Origin of the sequence: Buttiauxella sp., from assembly GCF_049686335.1 — a bacterium.
Classification (GTDB): Bacteria; Pseudomonadota; Gammaproteobacteria; order Enterobacterales; family Enterobacteriaceae; genus Buttiauxella.
This window is the reverse complement of sequence record NZ_JBAVHX010000008.1, coordinates 161,479-182,321: the sequence shown is the minus strand read 5'-3', so window position 1 is coordinate 182,321 and position 20,843 is coordinate 161,479. Positions and strand designations below refer to the sequence as shown.

Here is a 20,843-nt window from a genome sequence, read left to right as displayed (position 1 = left end):
CATAGCATGCCCGCTGCTGCCGCTGCGCTTGAATATCACGGTAATATAAGTGTAACGATTACACTAAAAATGGCCGCATTTCGCTTTAGTTTGCGACGGCGACTACAGTTGCGCCCTTGAAGTAGCGCGCCTTTTCCGTAACACTTAAAATTGTGTAAACGCTTACCCACTCAGGAACAATTTCGATGGCGACAATAAAGGATGTAGCAAAACTGGCAGGCGTTTCTGTCGCCACGGTATCTCGTGTCATTAATGATTCCCCTAAAGCCAGCGATGCGTCACGTCAGGCTGTGAACAGCGCGATGGAAGAACTTAATTACCATCCCAACGCTAATGCCCGAGCACTTGCCCAACAAACCACTGAAACAATTGGCCTGATTGTGGGTGATGTTTCCGACCCCTTTTTTGGCGCCATGGTGAAAGCGGTCGAACAAGTGGCCTATCGCACTGGCAACTTTTTGCTGATCGGCAACGGTTATCATAACGAACAAAAAGAACGTCAGGCGATTGAGCAACTTATTCGCCATCGCTGTGCAGCACTGGTAGTGCATGCAAAGAAAATCCCTGATAGCGAATTGATTTCGTTAATGAAACAAATGCCAGGCATGGTGGTTATCAACCGTATTATTCCGGGCTACGAGCAGCGCTGTGTGGCGCTCGATGACCGCTATGGAGCCTGGCTTGCAACGCGCCATCTGATTCAACAAGGCCATACCAAAATTGGTTACCTCTGTTCCAACCACCAGATTTCAGATGCGGAAGACCGTCTACAGGGTTATTACGACGCACTCACTGAACACGGAATAGCGGTCAATGACCGGTTGGTCACTTACGGCGAACCCGACGAAAGTGGTGGCGAACAGGCAATGACCGAGTTGTTAGGTCGCGGAAGACATTTCAGCGCGGTGGCTTGTTATAACGACTCCATGGCCGCTGGGGCGATGGGCGTTCTAAACGACAACGGTATTGATGTACCCAAAGAGATATCGCTGATTGGCTTTGATGATGTACTGATTTCACGCTATGTACGCCCGCGCCTGACCACGGTTCGTTATCCCATCATCACCATGGCCGCTCAAGCCGCTGAATTAGCGCTGGCACTGGCAGAAAATCGTGAATTACCCGAAATCACGCATATGTTTAGCCCAACCCTTGTACGTCGACATTCGGTGATTGCATATTCTGGCGAGTAAACAAATAAAACCAGCCAGATAATATATCTGGCTAAAAACAACAAACCATTTATCCATTCGCAATATAAATACCAAACAAAATATTAATCAATAAAAGACATAGCATACATAATTAAAGTAACAATATTCTCCAGAATATTATTATTGCTTTTTATTTATATTGAGACCAAGATTCCATCGTACCAACCGAGTAGGAATGAATAACCTGTATTATAAAGTCAAACTAACCGGTGCCAGAGTTTCGCATATTGAATTCATTGTGCCTCAAAATCTTCTGGATAATAGTGCCGAATCCCAGGAAAAAGTCACCTTCAGCTATGAAACGATAACCTGGGAACATTGTGATGCCGGGACTAGTGCGTACAGCTTGTGGAATGATCGCGTTTTTTAAATATCAATTTTGATAAACAAGGAAGTTATCATGTCTGAATTAAGAGACCCCCATCAAAAACGGCAAGATTACCTACGCGACGGGTATCAATTTCAAACCTATCCAAGTATGAATCCAGTGTTGCGTGATATGGCTGCAATTAACGACAGCTTTATTACTGAGAGTCGATACATCATGTTGCTAACTATAGAAGAGGCACAGGGGGTGTCAGATGAGTTACTTGGCGGGTTAGATTACTTCTTCTCCTACAAACTAGGGCCAGGAAATATTAAAGATGGCCTGGACGGGTTTCGCACCCTCAGCAAATTAACCACTTACTACAGCCCTACTGGAAAATTAGTCTTTAACTTTAAGTGTCTAAAAATAAAAGCTGTAGAGTATGTAATTAATGGCAAGGCATATATCAAAATCACAGGCCATGCTGGCCTGCGTCGCATACTGACAGGCACCCGTTATGGGGCAACAAACCCACAAATGCTTGAATTGGCAATTGGGATGCGTGGTTTTGGAACCGCTCTTATAAAAGGAACAAAGTTTTGTATTTATGCCTCTTTAGCCTTTCGTGTGATTGAATTTATATTTAAATCTGATTATCACCTAAAAGATTTCCTGGTTGATATTACAATGGACGTAGCAAAAATAATTGTTTCAAGTGTTGTGATTGGGATTGTTGGTGGCATATTTACAGTGATTAGTGCACCAATAGTTGGCACGGCCATTCTTGTAATATTTATAGGTATTTCACTGAATATAGGGCTTAACATTCTGGATCATGAGTTGGGGTTTTCTGCAGAACTCAAAAATAAAATACAACAGGCATTAAATGAGCAACAAAAAATGAGTTCCTGGGACTACCAACACTTATCTCCATTTTCAACCCCACTACCCGGCAGAGGATATTAAGCATGAAAGAAAACACAACCTTGCGCTGGTTATTATTTAAATTTGCAGGGATATTTCTTATGATGGCCAGTATGGCCCTCATTTATCTGGTGGCTTATTTCTATAAGTTTTATGACATCAATTCATTAATTAGACTCGGTGATATCATAACATACAATGGAAGAGTTATTATCTGCTTTGGGGGCATACCTATGGTTATCTACATGTTCTTTTTTGCACTCCGTACAGTTTTAAATAAAGGAATTGCACCTCTAAAAAAAGGAACGGTAATTGGACAGATTTGGGGGGTATTTAGCATATTCTCTTTTGCCTTAGGGCTAATCGCATCCTATCTAATCCCTATTGTGTTATTGATGTTACATTACACTTCATGCCATGAGGATAAACTCAGAGTGTACTATGTTACTGATCCGCAACTTTGTACGACCATAATTCATAAGAAATGACTTTCTTTGGTGTCGTGTTTTAAAGCGAGTATCGATAGAGATGAAGCGCTTTATTCGGCTAATCCAGCCCGACACCGATGGACTGCCAGCCAAATCGCTCGTAGTAGTCTTTACAGGCAGAGTAGAAATAAAGTTGTGGGTAGCCCAGCGTGCGGGCGTAAATGATAACGTGTTCTTGTAGTTTTGCGCCAGGTCCGCGCCCACGCTGGTGCTCATCAATGTCGGCTTTGGTCGCCATTTCTGCGGCAAACGCCGCAATATTGCTTTCGAGTAGCTGACGCGCCTGGAGCATTTCATACGGGCCAATATCGCTGCTGAAAAAGGCCTCTTCTTCCGCTTCGTTTTCTGCCGAAACACGAGTGACATACACCCCAGAGCCCTGGCGAATATCAACCGTGCCTTGTAACTCGAGCATCAGCAACGCTTCACGAACAATCGTCCGGCTAACGCCATATTTTTCAGCAATATAACGTTCAGGCGGCAAGCGTGAACCGACTGGATACAATTCCCGCATAATTATATCTGGCTAAAAACAACAAACCATTTATCCATTCGCAATATAAATACCAAACAAAATATTAATCAATAAAAGATATAGCATATTTAAATAAAGTAACAATATTCTCCAGAATATTATTATTGCTTTTTATTTATATTGAGACCAATATTTTAGGTTAATCAACACACAAACCATTATTATATAAATCATATCAATAATATTAAAGGAATAATATGTCAAACTTAGCCTATCTAACCATTAATGGCAAAACACAGGGACTGATCTCTGCCGGATGCTCATCATTAGATTCTATTGGTAACAAAGCGCAAGTCGCTCATCTTGACCAGATTATGGTTTTTGCCGTCACTCATTCGATGTCCCGTGCTCAAAATGTCAATCATCATGAAATGGTGATCATTAAGCCTATTGATAAATCCTCACCTCTATTAGCCAAGGCAATAAATGATAATGAAATGCTGGTTTGCGATCTCGATTTATATCGTACCAACCGAGTAGGAATGAATAACCTGTATTATAAAGTCAAACTAACCGGTGCCAGAGTTTCGCATATTGAATTCCTTGTGCCTCACAATCTTCTGGATAATGGTGCCGAACCCCAGGAAAAAGTCACCTTCAGCTATGAAACGATAACCTGGGAACATTGTGATGCCGGGACTAGTGCGTACAGCTTGTGGAATGATCGCGTTTTTTAAATATCAATTTTGATAAACAAGGGAGTTATCATGTCTGAATTAAGAGATCCCCATCAAAAACGGCAAGATTACTTGCGCGACGGGCATCAATTTCAAACCTATCCAAGTATGAATCCAGTGCTGCGTGATATGGCGGCTATCAATGGTGATTTTATTACCGAAAGCCGATACATCATGTTGCTAACTATAGAAGAGGCACAGGGGATAACAGATGAGTTACTTGGCGGGTTAGATTACTTCTTCTCCTACAAACTAGGGCCTGGAAATATTAAAGATGGCCTGGACGGGTTTCGCACCCTCAGCAAATTAACAACTTACTACAACCCTGCGGGAAAATTAGTCTTTAACTTTAAGTGCCTAAAAATAAATGCAGTAGAGTACATAATTAACGGCAAGTCATATATTAAGATCACAGGCCATGCTGGTCTGCGCCGCATATTGACTGGCACCCGTTACGGAGCGACAAACCCGCAAATGCTTGAAATGGCTATTGGTATGCGTGGCTTTGGGTCTGCTCTTATAAAAGGAACAAAGTTCTGTGTTTATGCATCTTTAGCCTTTCGTGTGATTGAACTTATATTTAAGTCTGATTATCACCTTGTTGATTTTCTGGTTGATATTACAATGGATGTAGCAAAAATAATTGTTTCAAGTGTAGTGATTGGGATTGTTGGCGGGGTGATGACATTTTTCAGCTTTCCGGTTGTTCTTACTGCTGCTGTTATTATAGTCGGCGGTGTAATTTTAAACATAAATTTAAACACACTAGATAGTGAACTGGGTTTATCAGAAGATCTAAAGAATAAAATGCGCAATGCACTAAATGAGCAACGAAAAATGAGTGAATGGGATTATCAACATCTTTCTCCTTTTTTTAAATCACTTGACTGAAAGGGGGATTTAAAAATGAAAAAACATACCAGACTACAATGGTTGGGATTCAAGTTTGCAGGTATTTTTTTAATGATATCAATGCTAGCATTTATATACTTAACTGCACGTTTAATCCCAGAATATCAACTCTATTCAATGATTACTCTCGATAATATTATAATATATAATGGGAAGGTAATTACCGCCCTTGGAGGAATACCGGTTTATATTTACGCATTCTTTTTCTCCTTCCGAACAATTTTGCAAAAAGGCGTTGAGCGACTAAAAAAAGGAACGCTCATTGGTACTATCTGGGGATTGTTTAGTCTTGCATGTTTCGTATTTTTCATGTGTATGTCCTGGATCGTCCCTCTGGGATTGATGGCGTTAGATTACACGTTATGCGACGAGGAAGGAGATGTTCCTGGACTGTATTACGCCAGTAAGCCCGAACTCTGTAAAACAATTATTGCGAATCCTTAATTCATGAAAACTAAAAACCGAAAACTATCAAGTGATGTTCCATTTATCCTGCGATATCATTGTCTGGAATCACAGACAATTGGGATAGATTCAAAGCGTCTGGAAATAATGAATACTATAATGAATATATTATGTCTTATGGATGTAATACCAGGTTAACTTCAGGCAAAAAACATAAAATACAACAGGCATTAAATGAGCAACAAAAAATGAGTCAGTGGGACTACCAACACCTATCTCCATTTTCAACCCCACTACCTGGCAGAGGATATTAATTATGAAAGAATACACCACCATGCGCTGGTTGTTATTTAAATTTGCAGGAATATTTCTTATGATGGTCAGTATAGCCCTCATTTACCTGGTCGCTTATCTCTATAAATTTTATGACATCAATTCATTAATTACACTTGGTGATATCATAACATATAATGGAAAAATTATTATTAGCCTTAGTGGCACACCTATTCTTATTTACATATTCTTTTTTGCTCTCCGTACAGTTTTAAATAAAGGGATTGCCCCTTTAAAAAAAGGAACTATCATTGGAGAGGCGTGGGGGCTATTCTGTATATTATCATTTGCATTAGGGCTAGTCGCATCTTTTCTCATTCCTATTGTGTTATTAATGTTACATTACACTTCATGTCATGAGGATAAACTCAGAGTGTACTATGTTACTGATCCGCAACTTTGCATGATGATAGAAAATAAATGAGACCATATACTAAATTACATTGGGTAGGTTTTAAATTTGCAGGGGTGTTTTTAATGGCTGTATCATTGGCTATGATATACTCCACTATATTTTTTATTGAGGAATATCGTCTTTACTCAATAATTACTCTCGATAATATTATAATATACAATGGGAAGGTAATTACCGCCATTGGAGGGATACCAATTTACATTTACGTATTCTTTTTCTCCTTCCGAACAATTTTGCAAAAAGGCGTTGAGCGACTAAAAAAAGGAACGCTCATTGGTACTATCTGGGGATTATTTAGCCTTGCATGTTTCGTATTTTTCATGTGTATGTCCTGGTTAGTCCCGCTGGGATTGATGGCGTTAGATTACACGTTATGTGACGGGGAAGGAGATGTTCCTGGACTGTATTACGCCAGTAAGCCCGAACTCTGTAAAACTATTGTTTCTAAACCTTAATTTGTGTGCGGGGAAATATTTAAAGCGCAAACCGATACAAATGCACAACCTTATCCGGGTAATCCAGCCCGTCGCCGATATACTCCCAGCCAAAACGCTCGTAATAGTCTTTGCAGGCGGAATAGAGATAAAGCTGGGGATATCCCAGCCTCCGGGCGTAATCAATAACGTGTTCTTGCAGCTTTGCCCCAAACCCACGTCCACGCTGGTTTTCACTAATATATAAAGCGGCTAACCACGGATACAAATCCTGGCGGCTGATTAAATCGCAGCGCCATAACCCAACCGTTCCGACCAGCTTCTCACCTTCAACCGCCACAAAAGTTAGGGGTAACTGCCCTTCCCGCTGGCTGGTCGCCACAATCGAAGCGAAAAAGTCCCGGCTGTCAGGAGTGCCAAACGCTTGCCATATCCAGTCAGTAACCTGCTCAGCATATTGCGGCACCGCGTGCAGTGGTAAAATTTTCACATCAGTTTCCCCTGGAAGATGGGAACCGACTCAAATAGATAACCATCAAAATCCGGCGCATCGGAATCAGATTGCTCGAGCAGACTGTTTTTGACGTTTTCTAAATGCTGCCACATCGCCTGCCAGGAACCCATAACATCACGACGACGCAGAGCCGCCAGTATCGTTTGCAGGTCACCCAGCCATTTCAGACGATAGCTACGGGTATCAATATTTGCCCGTAATTTCTGCCACATCGGGCTGCTATCAAGATGACGCCAGATACTTTCCACCGTCGCCAGCAACATCTGGTTTTGCGAAGCACCTGCCAAGACCAGATGAAACATTTTGCAGTTATCCTGGCTAAGATCGTTTATCGCAATGGCTCGCTGTTCCTGTTCAAGGATACGTTTGAGATTGTCGATGTCGGCTTTGGTCGCCATTTTTGCGGCAAACGCCGCAATATTGCTTTCGAGTAGCTGACGCGCCTGGAGCATTTCAAACGGGCCAATGTCGCTGCTGAAAAAGGCCTCTTCTTCCGCTTCGTTTTCTGCCGGAACACGACTGACATACACTCCAGAGCCCTGGCGAATATCAACCGTGCCTTGTAACTCGAGCATCAGCAACGCTTCACGAACAATCGTGCGGCTAACGCCATATTTTTCAGCAATATTACGTTCAGGCGGCAAGCGTGAACCGACTGGATACAATCCCTGCATAATTTGTGCGCGCAGGTCCTCACCAATTTCCTGGTATTGTTTTTTTTCTGGCGAAAGTACTACCTTGTCCACAATATCACCCGCATGTGTTGATTCTCAGCGCCATCGTTTTGGCGCTGATTTATTCCCGCTAGCTTATCAAATTAATCTACCGACCAGGTCGGATAAGCGCAGCGTCATCAGACAGCACTAGCGCAAATGTTGGATGATGCTAACGCTTATCCACCTACAAAACCGATTTAGCGATCTTTATCAGTGACTATTTCCATTCATCATCAATGTCGAGCTGTAAGATTCGGGACTCGCTCAGCGCACGATACCAATGGGCCGATTTTTTCGCCCGACGCTCGCGGTTATTTTGCAGGTTGATTTCAATCAGACCGTAGCGGTTTTTGAACGCATTCATCGGCGAAACGTTGTCGGTAAACGCCCACAACATGTAGCCCTGGCAATTTGCGCCATCTTCGCGAGCCTTCAGCGTTTGGAACAAATGTTCACTAATAAACGCAATACGATAATCATCTTCAATCACGCCATCTGTATTGCGGAATTGCGCTTCGTTTTCCGTTCCCATGCCGCTCTCCGCCACAAACCACGGGATATTGCGGTACGCGGTTTTAATCCGCATCGCCATGTCGTAAACAATGCGCGGATAAATCTCCCAGCCACGCGACTTGTTCATCCGCCGTCCTGGCAATTCAAAAGGTTCGTAGTAATAAGCGGGATGGAAAGGTGTTTCCGGATTCCACGCCCGTGACGGCGCTTTCACCCGGTGCGGGTAGTAAAGATTGATACCCAGTTCATCGACCGTATTTTCACGAATGATCGCCAGTTCTTGTGCCGTGTAATCCCACTGCACATGATGTTTTTCAAGCAGTTCAATCAGCTGTTGCGGATATTCACCGTGCACTAAAGGATCTAAAAAAACGCGGTTGTAGAACAGATCGTAAATCTGCGCGGATTGTTGATCGTGTGCCGCACTGGATCGCGCATAAGTGACTTCCGGGTTGAGAATACAGCCGACAGTCCCGCTATAACCTTTCTCGCGGAACAGTTTCACCACTTTCGCCGTAGCGAGGTTTTTATGGTGATTCCATTGCATCCATTTATGCGTGTTTTGCTCGTATGGCCAGCGTAATGCGTCAAGATAAACGCGGGTTTGCACCACAATGGGCTCGTTAAAAGTAAACCAACGCTTCACCTTATGGGCGTAGCGGGCAAAGACTTTTTCCGCATATAACACAAACAGTTCGACCACTTTCTTCGACGCCCAGCCGCCATAGTTTTCAAATAGCGTGGCGGGCAACTCATAGTGTTCAAGGCAGATCATGGGCTCAATGCCAGTACGCAGCATTTCATCGATAAGATTATCGTAGTACTGAGCGTACTCTTCATCGACGATGCCATTTTCGTAATCGGTGAAATAACGCGACCAGTTTATCGACGTGCGATAGTGCGTCAGCCCCGCCTGTTTCATCAGCCCCACGTCTTCGCGGTAACGATTAATGAAATCGGTAGCGACTGCCGGACCATACCCTTCGTGCCAGACATGTCTGTCGTTTTTGTACCAGGCATCGAGCCAGGAATCCTGCCCTTCTTTTTTGCCGCTCCAGCCTTCGGTTTGCCACGCCGAAGCCGCTGCGCCGAGAATAAAATCTTTTGGAATGGTGACTTTTACGTTGCTCATGCCTTCCTCACACGTTTTTGGCTAGTTGTTGCTGTTCGGCCTGTAATTGCGCCTGTTCAGCACGGCGAGAGGCAATTTTCACAAACGGCAGGTAAATCAGCACGGAAACCAGAATGCAGCCCAACTGCGTCACGACCGCCCCCATAGAACCCGCAGTGGAAAGCCAGGCGTTAATCAAAGGCGGCGTGGTCCACGGCACCATGACGACCGCTTTGCCTGCAAAACCCATTGCCGTGGCGAAATACCCAATCGTTCCGGTGACTAACGGAGTGATGATGAAAGGAATAGCCAAAATTGGATTCAGCATAATCGGCATACCAAAAATCACCGGTTCGTTAATGTTGAAGATCCCCGGCCCAAAAGAGAGCTTCGCTATCTCTTTCATTTCTTTGCGTTTAGTCGCGATCATCACCGCAATCAGCAGGCCGATAGTTAAACCCGAGCCGCCAATGCTCATGTACACATCCCAGAAAGGCATGGTGATGATATTGGGGATCTCTTTACCCTGCTCAAACGCGCTCATGTTGACGGTTATCGCACCCAGCAGCAGCGGCTCGCGGATAGGTTTAATCATCTGGTTACCGTGAATACCAATAACCCAGAAAAGCTGTGCGACAAACATCAGTAACAGAATGCCAGGCAGACTTTGCACCACTTTTTCCAGCGGCTGCTGCACCACCTGATACACCGCGTCATACAGATACATGCCGGTAGTTTGGTGGAAAATAAAGCCAAAGGTCGCAATAGCTGTGACGGTAATAATTGATGGGATCAGCGCTGAGAACGAAGCGGAAACATTGGGTGGAACCGTGTCGGGCATCTTTATCTTCAGCCCTTCGCGTTTTTCCAGCCAGCAGTAAACTTCAACCGACAAAATAGCGATAAACATGCCGAGGAACAGGCTGCGAGTGTCAGAGAACTGGCGTGCCAGAATGTCTTTCACCATGTGCATCTGCCCATCGACCATCATTTCGATGGTGGTTGGCGTCACGCAAATAAAGCAGATAACCGCCAGTAAACCGGGGAACAGGCTTTTAATTCCGTTAATGCGCCCCAGTTCGATACCAATCAGAAAGACCGCGCCAATGTTGAGGAAGTTAAGTGTGGCGTAGTTAATCGCCGCGGTAATTGGCTTTAATTGCGCGAGAAATGACAATGCAGAAAAGCTGGCGAGGCCGTTTTTAGGGTCCAACACCATATTTGAAATCAGTACCGAAAATGCCCCGACAATGATGACTGGCATCAGGGTGATGAACGATGCCTTAATCGCCATGATGTAGCGGTAGCTGTTGAATTTAGTCGCGAAACTCCCCAGAGAGTCGATTAATTTTTCCTGCAATGCCATAGGGTATACCTCAGTTATGTCGTTTTTTATTATTAAGGGCGATGGATAACTAACGATTTGGTATACCAAAAATAGAACCAACCTCTTAACATTTCCGTGATAAATGTCCCAAGTTGTTATATTGGAATTCCAATGGCGACCAATTCCATTATTTTGGTATACCAAATAATGATAAGTGGCGTGAATTATTGAAAAGCGTGATCCGTGACATAACGAAGCCGCAAGCCCGATGTTTCACAATCTCAGCATGGTAAACTAGCGAAATTATGCGACCACGCTGCAAGCGTCTTAATCAGGAATGAATTGATGGTCACTATGCTGGATGTCGCGCTACGCGCAGGCGTTTCCAAAGCAACGGTATCCCGCGTGCTCAATGGAATTGGACAGGTTAAAGAGAGCACCCGCGAGCAGGTTTTTAACGCCATGGAAGAGTTGGGCTATCGGCCTAATTTCCTGGCGCGCTCCCTTGCGAATCGCAGCAGCAATAGCGTGGGTCTGGTGGTGTCGACTTTTGATGGGTTTTACTTTGGCCGCTTGCTACAGCAAGCCTCGCGTCAGACTGAAGCATGGGGTAAGCAACTGATTGTCACTGACGGTCACGATACACCTCAAAAAGAGCTCGAAGCCGTCCAGATGTTGGTTGACCGTCACTGTGATGCCATCGTGCTATACACCCGCTTTATGAATGAGCGGACGTTGCTTTCCCTTATGAGCAGCATAAAAGTGCCGCTGGTGGTGATTAACCGAGATGTCAGTCAGGCACGGGATCGCTGTGTTTTCTTTGAACAACAGGATGCCGCATTTAAGGCGACCGATTATTTAATCCAGCAAGGGCATCGCGATATTGCCTGTATTACGGTGCCGATTTCTACGCCTACCGGTCAGGCACGATTAATGGGTTATCGCAAAGCACTGCAAAAACATGGCATTGCCTTCAACGAAGACCGCGTCAAATACGGTGATTCGACGATGACTCTCGGCCACAAGCTGTGCCAGGATTTACTCGAAAGCCGCGTGTCATTTACCGCGCTATTCGCCTGTAACGACGACATGGCGCTTGGGGCGTCAAAAGCGCTGCATCAGGCAGGCGTGCGGATACCGCAGGATATTTCGTTGTTTGGTTTTGATGATGCGCCGAGCGCGCAGTGGCTGGAGCCTGGATTATCGAGTGTTTATTTACCTATCGATAGCATGATCACCACCGCGATTGATCAGGCAGTAAAACTGGCAAACGGCGAAGCGATCGAAGCGATCCCTCCGTTTGTTGGCAAGCTGGTGTTGCGAGAGTCAGTGGCGCCAGGGCCGTATTACGAGCCACGTGAGCTTTGAAAAAAATGGTGGATGACGCTGCGCTTATCCACCCTGGATAATTTTTTCGAACGTCGCATGCACCGTTCAATAGCTTTTCCCAGGTCGGATAAGCGCAGCGTCATCCGACATAACCACGAAATCAGAACAATTCTAAATCCAGCAACTCCTGAATAGTCTGGCGACGGCGAATCAGCCGCGCCTGGCCATTATCAAACAACACTTCAGGGAGCAACGGGCGGCTGTTGTAGTTAGACGACATAGATGCGCCATACGCGCCCGTATCGTGCAGCACCAGATAGTCCCCGACCTGCACCGGCGGTAAGTTGCGAGTTTCCACTTTGCCGCCTTCTTGCTGGGTAAACACATCGCCCGACTCACACAACGGCCCCGCCACCACGGTCTCAACTAAAGGCTGAGCCGCCAGTTCACGCCCGTCTCCCGCCAAAGCAGAAATATGGTGATAGCTGCCATACATCGAAGGACGCATCAAATCGTTAAACCCGGCGTCAATCAGCACAAAGTGACGCGACCCCATATTTTTAACCGAACGAACCTCCGCCACCAGCACACCCGACTCCGCAACCAGGAAACGGCCCGGTTCAATCTCAAGTTTTACCGGATGTCCCAGGCGCTCAGCAATTTTTTCACGCGCGGCGTTCCACAGGCCGTAATAGTGATCGGTATCGATCGTCTCTTCGCCTTCGCGATAAGGAATCGACAAACCACCGCCCGCTGAGATCGCTTCCAGATCCTGACCAAAATCAATCACCTGTTGCACCATTGCGCCACAAACACGCTCCAGGTGACCGTAATCAACACCGGAACCAATGTGCATATGAATGCCGACTAAATGCAGTTTGTAGCGCTGAATAACCTCCAGCGCCTGCGGTAAATCCGCATGCCAGATGCCATGTTTGCTATTTTCGCCACCGGTATTGGTTTTCTGGCTGTGGCCGTGACCAAAGCCCGGATTGACGCGCAACCATACGCGATGCCCCGGCGATACTTCGCCAAGCTGCTGCAACATATCAACGGACCCGGCATTCACCGGAATTTGCTGTTCGGCCACCAGCGCAAGGGTTGGCTTGTCAATCATATCGGCGGTAAAGACGATGTCGTCCTGATTTTCCAGCGGCTGATACCCCGCTGCCAGGGCACGCTCAATTTCGCCCTGAGATACTGAATCGACCTTCACGCCCTGCTCGCGCATCAGACGCAAAATATGAATATTCGAGCATGCCTTTTGGGCAAAACGAATCACATCAAACTGGCGCAGCTGGGCAATCTGCTGGCGAATAATATCCGCATCGTAAACCCAGACCGGGCAACCAAATTCCGCAGGCAGGGCCAGCAGATTTTGCGCGTTCAAAGCAGTGTTGGTGTTATTCAATAGGCGTGGCATGACGAGCTCCGGCAATCTTTCATTTTCTTCATTACGCCATAGAGTGAGATGAAGAAAAAATATCGATTTCTCGCAAGTCTATTCATATATGATATGGATAAAGGAGATAATCATGCCCTCAATTACCTTACGCCATATCGAAATTTTCCATGCAGTCATGACCGCCGGAAATCTCACCGAAGCCGCAGGGCTGCTACATACTTCGCAACCGACGGTCAGCCGGGAACTGGCGAGGTTTGAGAAGCTGATTGGTCTGCAACTGTTCGAACGCAGTCGCGGACGACTCCATCCCACGGTTCAGGGTTTGCGGCTTTTTGAAGAGGTACAGCGTTCCTGGTACGGGCTGGACAGAATTATCAGTGCCGCTGAAAGCTTGCGTGAGTTCCGCCAGGGTGAACTGTCTATTGCCTGCCTACCGGTATTTTCGCAATCTTTCCTGCCGGTTTTAATTCAGCCGTTTCTGGCGAGATACCCGGAGTTAAGCCTGAATATTGTGCCGCAAGAATCTCCGTTGTTAGAGGAGTGGCTGTCCGCGCAACGTCACGATTTAGGCTTGACCGAAAATACGGTAACGCCCGCCGGTACGGAGCGCCAGACCTTGCTGACGCTCAACGAAGTCTGCGTGCTGCCTGCCGGGCATCGCCTTGCGGATAAGAAAGTGCTTACGCCACAAGATTTCGCCGGGGAAAACTACATCAGCCTGTCGCGCACCGACAGCTATCGTCAGCTTCTGGATTCGCTGTTTCAGGAGCACGATGTTAAGCGGCGGATGGTGATGGAAACCCACAGTGCGGCGTCGGTTTGCGCGATGGTTCGGGCTGGAGTGGGAGTGTCAGTAGTCAATCCTTTGACTGCACTGGATTATGCTTCGAGTGGCGTGGTGGCACGGCGCTTTAGCGTCGCCGTGCCGTTTACCGTGAGCCTTATCAGGCCGCTGCACCGGCCTGCTTCCGCGCTCGTCAGCGCGTTTAGCGAACATCTACAAAACAGTATGCAAATCTACATCAAGCCGCTGGATACGCTGCTTGATGCCTGAATTATTCGGTCGCAGGTTGTTGATGCCCGGTGCCATTACTGAAGTTAATCAGGCAAATAATCAGCCCGATAACGGCAAGCCCTGCCGCCGCTACCGGAACGGCGGTGAGGCCGTATCCGTGGGCTATGACTGCGCCCCCCACCCACGCGCCTAACGCATTACCAACATTAAAAGCGGCAATGTTGAGCGTGGAGACCAGATTCGGCGCATCTTTGCCGTGAAGCACAACGTTGATTTGCAGGGCAGGAACGGTGGCAAATGCCGCCATCGCCCAGAGAAACAGCGTGATTTCCGCAAGCCACATACCATGGCTGGTCCAGCGGAACAGCAACGAGAAGAGTGCTATCAGGCTAAAACTCAGGATCAAACTGAAAGAAACGCGCCAGTCGGCCAGACGCCCACCGAGAATATTCCCCACCGTTAAACCCGCGCCAATCAGGAACAGCGTCCAGCTCACGCCCTGATGCGTCACTCCCGTGACCTGTAGCAGCATCGGTGCAATATAACTAAACAGGGCAAACATCGCGGCGGCAAAAAACACGGTCATAGAAAGAGAGAGCCACAATTTGCCATTGGCCAGTGCGCTGACTTCGCGTTTCAGGTCTGTAGGCGTCTCCTCTTTTTGCGAAGGTAAGCTGACAATCAACGCCACGAACGCCACCACACCGATGATCGCCACGCCCCAGAAGGTCGAGCGCCAGCCATACATCTGCCCAAACCAGGTGCCAATCGGCACGCCCAATACATTGGCTAATGTCAGGCCGGTGAACATCAACGCCACCGCCGACGCTTTGCGATTTGGCGCGACCAGACTTGCGGCCACCACCGCACCAATACCGAAGAATGCACCGTGGCACAGCGCCGTAATAATGCGAGCCAGCATCAGGAATTGGTAATTCAGCGCCAGCGCACACAGGATGTTTCCGATGATAAAAATCACCATCAGCAGTATCAGAGAAAGTTTGCGCGGCAGTCGTGCCGTCAGTAACGCCATGATCGGTGCGCCGATTGCCACCCCGAGTGCGTAGCCGCTAATCAGCCAACCCGCCGAGGGAATAGAAATCGCCAGATCCCCCGCCACATCGGGCAGCAGGCCCATAATAACGAACTCCGTCGTGCCGATGGCAAACGCACTCATCGCCAGCGCGAGTAAGGAAACAGGCATGGAATGACTCCAGGTTGCAGAAATAACAAAAGGCGGGAGAGCGCCGCTCAACCGCCAGATTACGGGGATGTCAGAGGTGCAGCTTGTTTGAAAAACTGTGCGCTGCTTAACAAATTAATAACACAAAAAACGCCGGGGGTGACCCGGCGTGCGCTAAGGATACTCTGTTTTATCGATTAACTATTTGAACTTTAAAATAAAAAAAAGACTACTCTTCCAACATGAAATTTACTGCATCGGCGGCATGAATTGCCGCAGTATCAAAGACCGGAAGCGGACAATCTTGTTGATTGAGCAGCAAGCCGATTTCCGTACAACCAAAAATCACCCCCTGCGCGCCCTGTCCCTGCAATTGCTCAATCACCTGCTGATAATAGTGCTTAGACTCGGCGGTGATTTTCCCGAGGCACAGTTCTTCGAAGATAATCTGGTTAATCCGCAAACGCTGTTCCTGGTCCGGGATTAACGATTCAATGGCGAATTCGGCATTCAGGCGACCGCGGTAGAAATCCTGCTCCATGGTGTAACGCGTACCCAGCAGTGCGACGCGCTGTACCTTTTGCGCGGTGATAGCGCGCCCCGTCGCATCAGCGATATGTAAGAACGGCAGCGAGCAACGTGACTCAATGTGATGCGCCACTTTGTGCATCGTGTTGGTACACAGTACGATGCCTTCAGCACCCGCTTTTTGCAGGCCGAGCGCCGCTTGCGCCAGCATATCGCCGGCTAAATCCCATTCACCACTGGCCTGACAAGCTTCTATCTCATGGAAGTCGACGCTGTGCAGCACGATTTTTGCCGAATGTAATCCACCTAATCGCTGCTTAATCCCTTCATTAATCAAACGATAATAGGGAATGGTCGATTCCCAACTCATCCCACCTAGCAGGCCAATTGTTTTCATTACGCGTTACCGGATTAATTTCATTTCAATGGTTATATCAGAGAGATGTCGAAAAACGAAAGCGTGATCAGCATTACAAAACTCCGGCACGAACTATCGCAAAGGCATATTTCAGGATACGATTATTTAAATGAAACGATGTTTCACATAACAAAGGATCAAGAAATGTTCACTTTTATTAAAGATACTCATCTGGAAGATTTAGGTGCGGGCGTGAGCCGCCGTATTCTGGCGCACGACGGTAAAATGATGGCGGTGCAGGTTAACTTTGAAAAAGGGGCCATCGGCCCGATGCATAATCACCCTCATGAGCAGTTAACGTATGTGCTGTCGGGCGAATTTGAGTTCACTATCGGTGAAGAAACCCACCGGGTGACCGCAGGCGACACCTTGTATAAAGAACCCCACGTGATGCACGGTTGTGTATGCCTTGCTGCGGGAACACTGCTGGATACCTTCACTCCAGTGCGTGAAGATTTCCTGAAGTAAGCGAAAAAACGGCTTCTTCCTGGTTTTGGAAGAGGCCGTTAATAGCAGAAAACCTTAAATTACATCTCTTTTATATCTACACGAGATGCCATAGCGCCACGGATCAGCACCGCTCCCGCCGACACGATCAAGCCAATCAACGCAGCCAGCACGATAATCAGGCCCTTACCCACACCATCTTTTTTAACCGGTAACGAAGGCTGCATCTGGAATTTGTAAGGCGTGAAATCAATCTTTCCCAAATTTACCGCTTCTAATGCGCTAAGAACGTGTTCACGGTTTTGCACCGAGACATTCAACTGCGCCACATCTTTAATCGACTTTTCAATCTTGAGCTTTTCGGTTAACCCATTTGCTCCGAGAGAAACTGAGTAATCAGGATCATCTTTTACTGCCTGTCCATTGCTGTATACCGGATTTTTTAGACCCGCCGCATTGGCTACCTGTAATGAGTAACCCAACCGTTCAATATTGATATTATGTTGATTTTCCAGGTTGTTTCGATCTAATGCCAATTTGTCTTTTTCAAAGGCTATTTTTAATTCAAGGGCATTTTTAACGCTTGAAATGAGATCTTTATTCACCTCAGTGGCGATAAACTTAATGTAATTTTGCAGCACTTGTTGGGCATCAGTGGCATCAGGCGCGGTAAAATTCAAAGTCCAGGAGGTATAAGGTAAATTGTTGGTTTTTTTAGGGTCACTATTATCCATAGCCGTGAATTTTTGCGAGACGCTAACGATGGCTTTATATAATTCACTCTTATCGACATCGCTATTTTTCGCCAGTGCCTGCACATAAGGAGATTGAGCAAGAAATTGTTCGCGAAGTTCCTGCGACTCAAACTTCTCTAAAAACGAATGATACAAGCTACCAGCATCGAGATTGGTTTCTACGCCAAGAACAGTCAGATTCACCATCGCACGATGTAATCCAATAATCTCTTCAGTTTCAGGTGGGGTAACAATCGCCTGGCTGGTCCATTTTTGTGGCAACAGAAAACTGACGGCCAATCCACATAGAGAAAACAGTAACGTGATAATAATTATCTGTTTTCTTGCTGCAAAAAGTGTGAAGAACAAGTCCAGAAGATCAATCTCATTATTACCCGGTGTCATAATCGGGTATGGAGAGACACTTTCTAAACCATTAATTTTCATTTCTTTAGAAGACATAACTGGCCAATTTTTAAATGATTAACAAAAAGACTCGCGTTACTTCAACGCAGCGGGAAGTAAAAACAGCGTTTACCCGACAGAAAGAGAAGGCGGAACAGGTTTGTTTTTAAATCATGAGAAGACTGCATAGCATTTCCCTCTGGACTGTCGTTTTCGCTAATAACAACATGTTTCGAGGAATATTCTTACAAGCAAGTAACACCACCAAAACAAGCCTATAACTTTGTAATTAAAGGTAATTCTCTTCAATGAAACGTCATTATTCCTAAGAATTTTCTTAAAGACAACTAACAAATCCTACCTTTTAACCTTAAGTAAAATGTCATTCGTCTCGCCCATCGCTTAAAACCTCGCCCATTTCACAAAACCAAAACAGCGTTTCGACTTCGATCACATTTCCGTAATGAATAGAATGACTCGGTTACAAATAGTAATAAGATTATTTAAAACGCTGTTTTACAAATCAGGAACCACGGTTCGCATGTTTATGAAATCTGTACTCCCCTGCAGAGACCCGAAACAGGCAGCAGTGTTTAACGTTTAATTATCAATCAATTATCAGGGACTGAACATGATGTATACGCCCACCGCTTTCCGACCCATCCGATTTGATTCACGGGTGTGGCAATGAGTTTCAAGAACAATTCTGTAAAAACATTTTTTAAACCATTGATCGCCAGGTAGGTATGTATGAATGAAAACAAAATGCTGGGATTGGCATGGATATCGCCCTACATAATAGGGTTGCTTATCTTTACTGCCTTCCCATTTGTTTCATCTTTCTTCCTCAGTTTTACTGAGTACGATCTGATGAACCCGCCGGTGTTCACCGGTATTGAAAACTATCGCTACATGTTGACCGAAGATTCACTCTTCTGGAAATCCATGGGCGTGACTTTTGCGTACGTGTTTTTAACTATCCCGTTAAAACTCGCTTTCGCACTGGGTATCGCATTTGTTCTGAACTTTAAACTGCGCGGTATCGGCTTCTTCCGTACTGCGTATTACATCCCATCTATTCTGGGCAGCTCAGTCGCCATCGCAGTGTTATGGCGTGCACTGTTTGCCATCGATGGTCTGCTAAACAGCTTTATCGGTGTGTTTGGTTTAGATCCAGTGAACTGGTTGGGCGAGCCTTCTCTGGCGTTGATGTCCGTTACGCTGCTGCGTGTCTGGCAGTTCGGTTCTGCAATGGTCATCTTCCTGGCTGCACTGCAAAACGTTCCGCAATCACAGTATGAAGCGGCAATGATCGACGGTGCATCTAAATGGCAGATGTTCATGAAAGTGACCGTGCCTTTGATTACACCGGTTATTTTCTTCAACTTCATCATGCAGACCACGCAGGCGTTCCAGGAGTTTACCGCACCGTACATCATCACCGGCGGCGGCCCGACTCATTACACCTACTTGTTCTCGCTCTACATCTACGACACCGCGTTCAAATACTTCGATATGGGTTATGGCGCAGCGCTGGCGTGGGTTCTGTTCCTGGTCGTGGCGGTCTTTGCCTCCATCGCCTTTAAGTCATCGAAATACTGGGTGTTCTACTCCGCAGATAAGGGAGGCAAAAATGGCTGATATTCCAACTAACCAGCTCGGTTCACCAAGCCAGACGGATCTGGCCGAGCAAGAAATCGCACGTACATTACGTCGCGAAAAGATCAGCCGTACCATCCGCTATGTGGTGCTGATATTTGTCGGTCTGTTAATGCTCTACCCGTTGGTGTGGATGTTCTCTGCGGCATTTAAACCGAACCACGAGATCTTCACCACGCTGGGTCTGTGGCCGTCTAACCCAACCAGCGACGGTTTCGTCAATGGCTGGAAAACCGGTACTGAGTACACCTTTGGTCACTACATGTGGAACACCATGCAGTATGTGATTCCAAAAGTTCTGCTGACCATTATCTCTTCAACGATTGTCGCTTACGGCTTCGCCCGTTTCGAAATCCCGTTCAAGAAGTTTTGGTTCGCGACTCTGATTACCACCATGCTGCTGCCAAGCACCGTGCTGTTAATCCCGCAATACCTGATGTTCCGTGAAATGGGCATGTTGAATAGCTATCTGCCGCTGTGGCTGCCAATGGCGTTCGCAACCCAGGGGTTCTTTGTCTTCATGTTGATCCAGTTCCTGCGTGGTGTGCCACGCGATATGGAAGAAGCCGCGCAAATTGATGGCTGCAACTCCTTCCAGGTGCTCTGGTATGTGGTAGTGCCGATTCTGAAACCGGCCATTATCTCCGTCGCCCTGTTCCAGTTCATGTGGTCAATGAACGACTTTATCGGGCCGCTGATTTATGTGTACAGCGTAGACAAATACCCAATTGCACTGGCGCTCAAAATGTCTATCGACGTGACTGAAGGCGCACCATGGAACGAAATTCTGGCAATGGCGAGCATCTCCATTCTGCCATCGATCATCATCTTCTTCCTGGCTCAACGCTACTTCGTACAAGGCGTGACCAGCAGCGGAATTAAAGGTTAAGTGAGG

General features: G+C 46.5%; 22 protein-coding genes and 1 pseudogene. 14 read left to right on the top strand and 9 right to left on the bottom strand.

Features of this window, described 5'->3' with window-relative positions; all coding sequences use genetic code 11:
- Positions 1-185: 185 nt before the first annotated feature.
- The 4 genes from galR to WBL83_RS06160 all read left to right on the top strand — a co-directional run bounded on the left by galR (position 186) and on the right by WBL83_RS06160 (position 2,933).
- Positions 186-1,193 carry an HTH-type transcriptional regulator GalR gene (galR, locus tag WBL83_RS06175; RefSeq protein WP_424588323.1) on the top strand — a complete coding sequence of 336 codons (1,008 nt, stop codon included), beginning with the start codon at positions 186-188 and terminating at the stop codon, positions 1,191-1,193.
- 160 nt (positions 1,194-1,353) lie between these two features.
- Positions 1,354-1,584, top strand: a complete 231-nt coding sequence (gene tssD / locus WBL83_RS06170) for a type VI secretion system tube protein TssD (RefSeq protein WP_424588322.1) — start codon at positions 1,354-1,356, stop codon at positions 1,582-1,584.
- A 30-nt stretch (positions 1,585-1,614) separates the two neighbouring features.
- On the top strand, positions 1,615-2,487 hold the full coding sequence (locus tag WBL83_RS06165; protein ID WP_424588321.1) for a hypothetical protein: 873 nt from the start codon (positions 1,615-1,617) through the stop codon (positions 2,485-2,487).
- Between the two features lie 2 nt (positions 2,488-2,489).
- A complete protein-coding gene (locus WBL83_RS06160; RefSeq protein ID WP_424588320.1) occupies positions 2,490-2,933 on the top strand; it encodes a hypothetical protein in 444 nt (147 codons plus the stop codon).
- Between the two features lie 202 nt (positions 2,934-3,135).
- Here the strand turns inward: WBL83_RS06160 and WBL83_RS06155 are convergent.
- A pseudogene (locus WBL83_RS06155) lies at positions 3,136-3,450 on the bottom strand (GntR family transcriptional regulator); the annotation flags it as partial.
- Between the two features lie 215 nt (positions 3,451-3,665).
- Here WBL83_RS06155 and WBL83_RS06150 point away from each other — a divergent pair.
- The 5 genes from WBL83_RS06150 (at position 3,666) to WBL83_RS06130 (ending at position 6,665) form a co-directional block, all read left to right on the top strand.
- Positions 3,666-4,145 (top strand): Hcp family type VI secretion system effector, encoded by a 480-nt coding sequence (locus tag WBL83_RS06150; RefSeq protein ID WP_424588319.1) that lies wholly within the window; start codon positions 3,666-3,668, stop codon positions 4,143-4,145.
- A gap of 30 nt (positions 4,146-4,175) precedes the next feature.
- Entirely contained in the window at positions 4,176-5,036 is an 861-nt protein-coding gene (locus tag WBL83_RS06145) for a hypothetical protein (RefSeq protein WP_424588318.1), read from the top strand.
- A gap of 15 nt (positions 5,037-5,051) precedes the next feature.
- Positions 5,052-5,501 (top strand): hypothetical protein, encoded by a 450-nt coding sequence (locus WBL83_RS06140; protein ID WP_424588317.1) that lies wholly within the window; start codon positions 5,052-5,054, stop codon positions 5,499-5,501.
- Between the two features lie 277 nt (positions 5,502-5,778).
- The gene (locus tag WBL83_RS06135) at positions 5,779-6,219 is read left to right on the top strand and encodes a DUF1240 domain-containing protein (RefSeq protein ID WP_424588316.1); all 441 of its coding nucleotides are present in this window, start codon (positions 5,779-5,781) and stop codon (positions 6,217-6,219) included.
- Positions 6,216-6,665 (top strand): hypothetical protein, encoded by a 450-nt coding sequence (locus WBL83_RS06130; RefSeq protein WP_424588315.1) that lies wholly within the window; start codon positions 6,216-6,218, stop codon positions 6,663-6,665. The genes WBL83_RS06135 and WBL83_RS06130 overlap by 4 nt, the downstream gene beginning before the upstream one ends.
- Before the next feature lie 19 nt (positions 6,666-6,684).
- Here the strand turns inward: WBL83_RS06130 and WBL83_RS06125 are convergent, their stop codons facing one another.
- The 4 genes from WBL83_RS06125 to WBL83_RS06110 form a co-directional block, all read right to left on the bottom strand.
- Positions 6,685-7,134, bottom strand: coding sequence for a GNAT family N-acetyltransferase (locus WBL83_RS06125; protein ID WP_424588314.1), 450 nt, complete (start codon positions 7,132-7,134; stop codon positions 6,685-6,687).
- A complete protein-coding gene (locus WBL83_RS06120; protein ID WP_424588313.1) occupies positions 7,131-7,904 on the bottom strand; it encodes a GntR family transcriptional regulator in 774 nt (257 codons plus the stop codon). Before WBL83_RS06120 ends, WBL83_RS06125 begins: the two co-directional genes overlap by 4 nt.
- Before the next feature lie 187 nt (positions 7,905-8,091).
- Entirely contained in the window at positions 8,092-9,519 is a 1,428-nt protein-coding gene (locus WBL83_RS06115; RefSeq protein ID WP_424588312.1) for a glycoside hydrolase family 1 protein, read from the bottom strand.
- 7 nt (positions 9,520-9,526) lie between these two features.
- Positions 9,527-10,864 (bottom strand): PTS sugar transporter subunit IIC, encoded by a 1,338-nt coding sequence (locus WBL83_RS06110; protein WP_424588311.1) that lies wholly within the window; start codon positions 10,862-10,864, stop codon positions 9,527-9,529.
- Positions 10,865-11,170: 306 nt separating this feature from the next.
- On the opposite strand from WBL83_RS06110, the gene WBL83_RS06105 reads away from it, so the two are divergent.
- Entirely contained in the window at positions 11,171-12,193 is a 1,023-nt protein-coding gene (locus tag WBL83_RS06105; RefSeq protein ID WP_424588310.1) for a LacI family DNA-binding transcriptional regulator, read from the top strand.
- 121 nt (positions 12,194-12,314) lie between these two features.
- Here WBL83_RS06105 and lysA read toward each other — a convergent pair whose 3' ends face one another.
- Positions 12,315-13,577, bottom strand: coding sequence for a diaminopimelate decarboxylase (gene lysA, locus WBL83_RS06100; protein WP_424588309.1), 1,263 nt, complete (start codon positions 13,575-13,577; stop codon positions 12,315-12,317).
- 112 nt (positions 13,578-13,689) lie between these two features.
- Between lysA and WBL83_RS06095 the strand changes: the two genes are divergently transcribed.
- The gene (locus WBL83_RS06095; protein ID WP_424588308.1) at positions 13,690-14,613 is read left to right on the top strand and encodes a LysR family transcriptional regulator; all 924 of its coding nucleotides are present in this window, start codon (positions 13,690-13,692) and stop codon (positions 14,611-14,613) included.
- A 1-nt stretch (position 14,614) separates the two neighbouring features.
- Here the strand turns inward: WBL83_RS06095 and WBL83_RS06090 are convergent, their stop codons facing one another.
- Complete coding sequence (locus WBL83_RS06090; RefSeq protein WP_424588307.1) at positions 14,615-15,778, bottom strand: MFS transporter; 1,164 nt, start codon at positions 15,776-15,778, stop codon at positions 14,615-14,617.
- A gap of 208 nt (positions 15,779-15,986) precedes the next feature.
- The gene (locus WBL83_RS06085; RefSeq protein ID WP_424588306.1) at positions 15,987-16,682 is read right to left on the bottom strand and encodes an aspartate/glutamate racemase; all 696 of its coding nucleotides are present in this window, start codon (positions 16,680-16,682) and stop codon (positions 15,987-15,989) included.
- A 165-nt stretch (positions 16,683-16,847) separates the two neighbouring features.
- Here WBL83_RS06085 and WBL83_RS06080 point away from each other — a divergent pair, with 165 nt between their 5' ends.
- Positions 16,848-17,171 (top strand): cupin domain-containing protein, encoded by a 324-nt coding sequence (locus WBL83_RS06080; protein WP_424588305.1) that lies wholly within the window; start codon positions 16,848-16,850, stop codon positions 17,169-17,171.
- 59 nt (positions 17,172-17,230) lie between these two features.
- On the opposite strand, the gene wzz(fepE) is transcribed toward WBL83_RS06080, so the two are convergent.
- A complete protein-coding gene (wzz(fepE), locus tag WBL83_RS06075) occupies positions 17,231-18,346 on the bottom strand; it encodes an LPS O-antigen length regulator Wzz(fepE) (RefSeq protein WP_424588304.1) in 1,116 nt (371 codons plus the stop codon).
- Positions 18,347-19,039: 693 nt separating this feature from the next.
- On the opposite strand from wzz(fepE), the gene WBL83_RS06070 reads away from it, so the two are divergent.
- Positions 19,040-19,930, top strand: a complete 891-nt coding sequence (locus WBL83_RS06070; RefSeq protein WP_183270500.1) for a carbohydrate ABC transporter permease — start codon at positions 19,040-19,042, stop codon at positions 19,928-19,930.
- The gene (locus WBL83_RS06065; protein ID WP_424588303.1) at positions 19,923-20,837 is read left to right on the top strand and encodes a carbohydrate ABC transporter permease; all 915 of its coding nucleotides are present in this window, start codon (positions 19,923-19,925) and stop codon (positions 20,835-20,837) included. Before WBL83_RS06070 ends, WBL83_RS06065 begins: the two co-directional genes overlap by 8 nt.
- Positions 20,838-20,843 lie beyond the last annotated feature (6 nt).

Coding starts and splice junctions, on each gene's coding strand:
- WBL83_RS06160 (WP_424588320.1), top strand. CDS start 2,490: ATGAAAGAAAACACAACCTTGCGCTGGTTATTATTTAAATTTGCAGGG.
- WBL83_RS06095 (WP_424588308.1), top strand. CDS start 13,690: ATGCCCTCAATTACCTTACGCCATATCGAAATTTTCCATGCAGTCATG.
- lysA (WP_424588309.1), bottom strand. CDS start 13,577: ATGCCACGCCTATTGAATAACACCAACACTGCTTTGAACGCGCAAAAT.
- WBL83_RS06085 (WP_424588306.1), bottom strand. CDS start 16,682: ATGAAAACAATTGGCCTGCTAGGTGGGATGAGTTGGGAATCGACCATT.
- WBL83_RS06150 (WP_424588319.1), top strand. CDS start 3,666: ATGTCAAACTTAGCCTATCTAACCATTAATGGCAAAACACAGGGACTG.
- WBL83_RS06090 (WP_424588307.1), bottom strand. CDS start 15,778: ATGCCTGTTTCCTTACTCGCGCTGGCGATGAGTGCGTTTGCCATCGGC.
- WBL83_RS06135 (WP_424588316.1), top strand. CDS start 5,779: ATGAAAGAATACACCACCATGCGCTGGTTGTTATTTAAATTTGCAGGA.
- WBL83_RS06115 (WP_424588312.1), bottom strand. CDS start 9,519: ATGAGCAACGTAAAAGTCACCATTCCAAAAGATTTTATTCTCGGCGCA.
- WBL83_RS06140 (WP_424588317.1), top strand. CDS start 5,052: ATGAAAAAACATACCAGACTACAATGGTTGGGATTCAAGTTTGCAGGT.
- WBL83_RS06080 (WP_424588305.1), top strand. CDS start 16,848: ATGTTCACTTTTATTAAAGATACTCATCTGGAAGATTTAGGTGCGGGC.
- WBL83_RS06130 (WP_424588315.1), top strand. CDS start 6,216: ATGAGACCATATACTAAATTACATTGGGTAGGTTTTAAATTTGCAGGG.
- WBL83_RS06070 (WP_183270500.1), top strand. CDS start 19,040: ATGAATGAAAACAAAATGCTGGGATTGGCATGGATATCGCCCTACATA.
- WBL83_RS06105 (WP_424588310.1), top strand. CDS start 11,171: ATGGTCACTATGCTGGATGTCGCGCTACGCGCAGGCGTTTCCAAAGCA.
- WBL83_RS06165 (WP_424588321.1), top strand. CDS start 1,615: ATGTCTGAATTAAGAGACCCCCATCAAAAACGGCAAGATTACCTACGC.
- galR (WP_424588323.1), top strand. CDS start 186: ATGGCGACAATAAAGGATGTAGCAAAACTGGCAGGCGTTTCTGTCGCC.
- WBL83_RS06145 (WP_424588318.1), top strand. CDS start 4,176: ATGTCTGAATTAAGAGATCCCCATCAAAAACGGCAAGATTACTTGCGC.
- WBL83_RS06065 (WP_424588303.1), top strand. CDS start 19,923: ATGGCTGATATTCCAACTAACCAGCTCGGTTCACCAAGCCAGACGGAT.
- WBL83_RS06110 (WP_424588311.1), bottom strand. CDS start 10,864: ATGGCATTGCAGGAAAAATTAATCGACTCTCTGGGGAGTTTCGCGACT.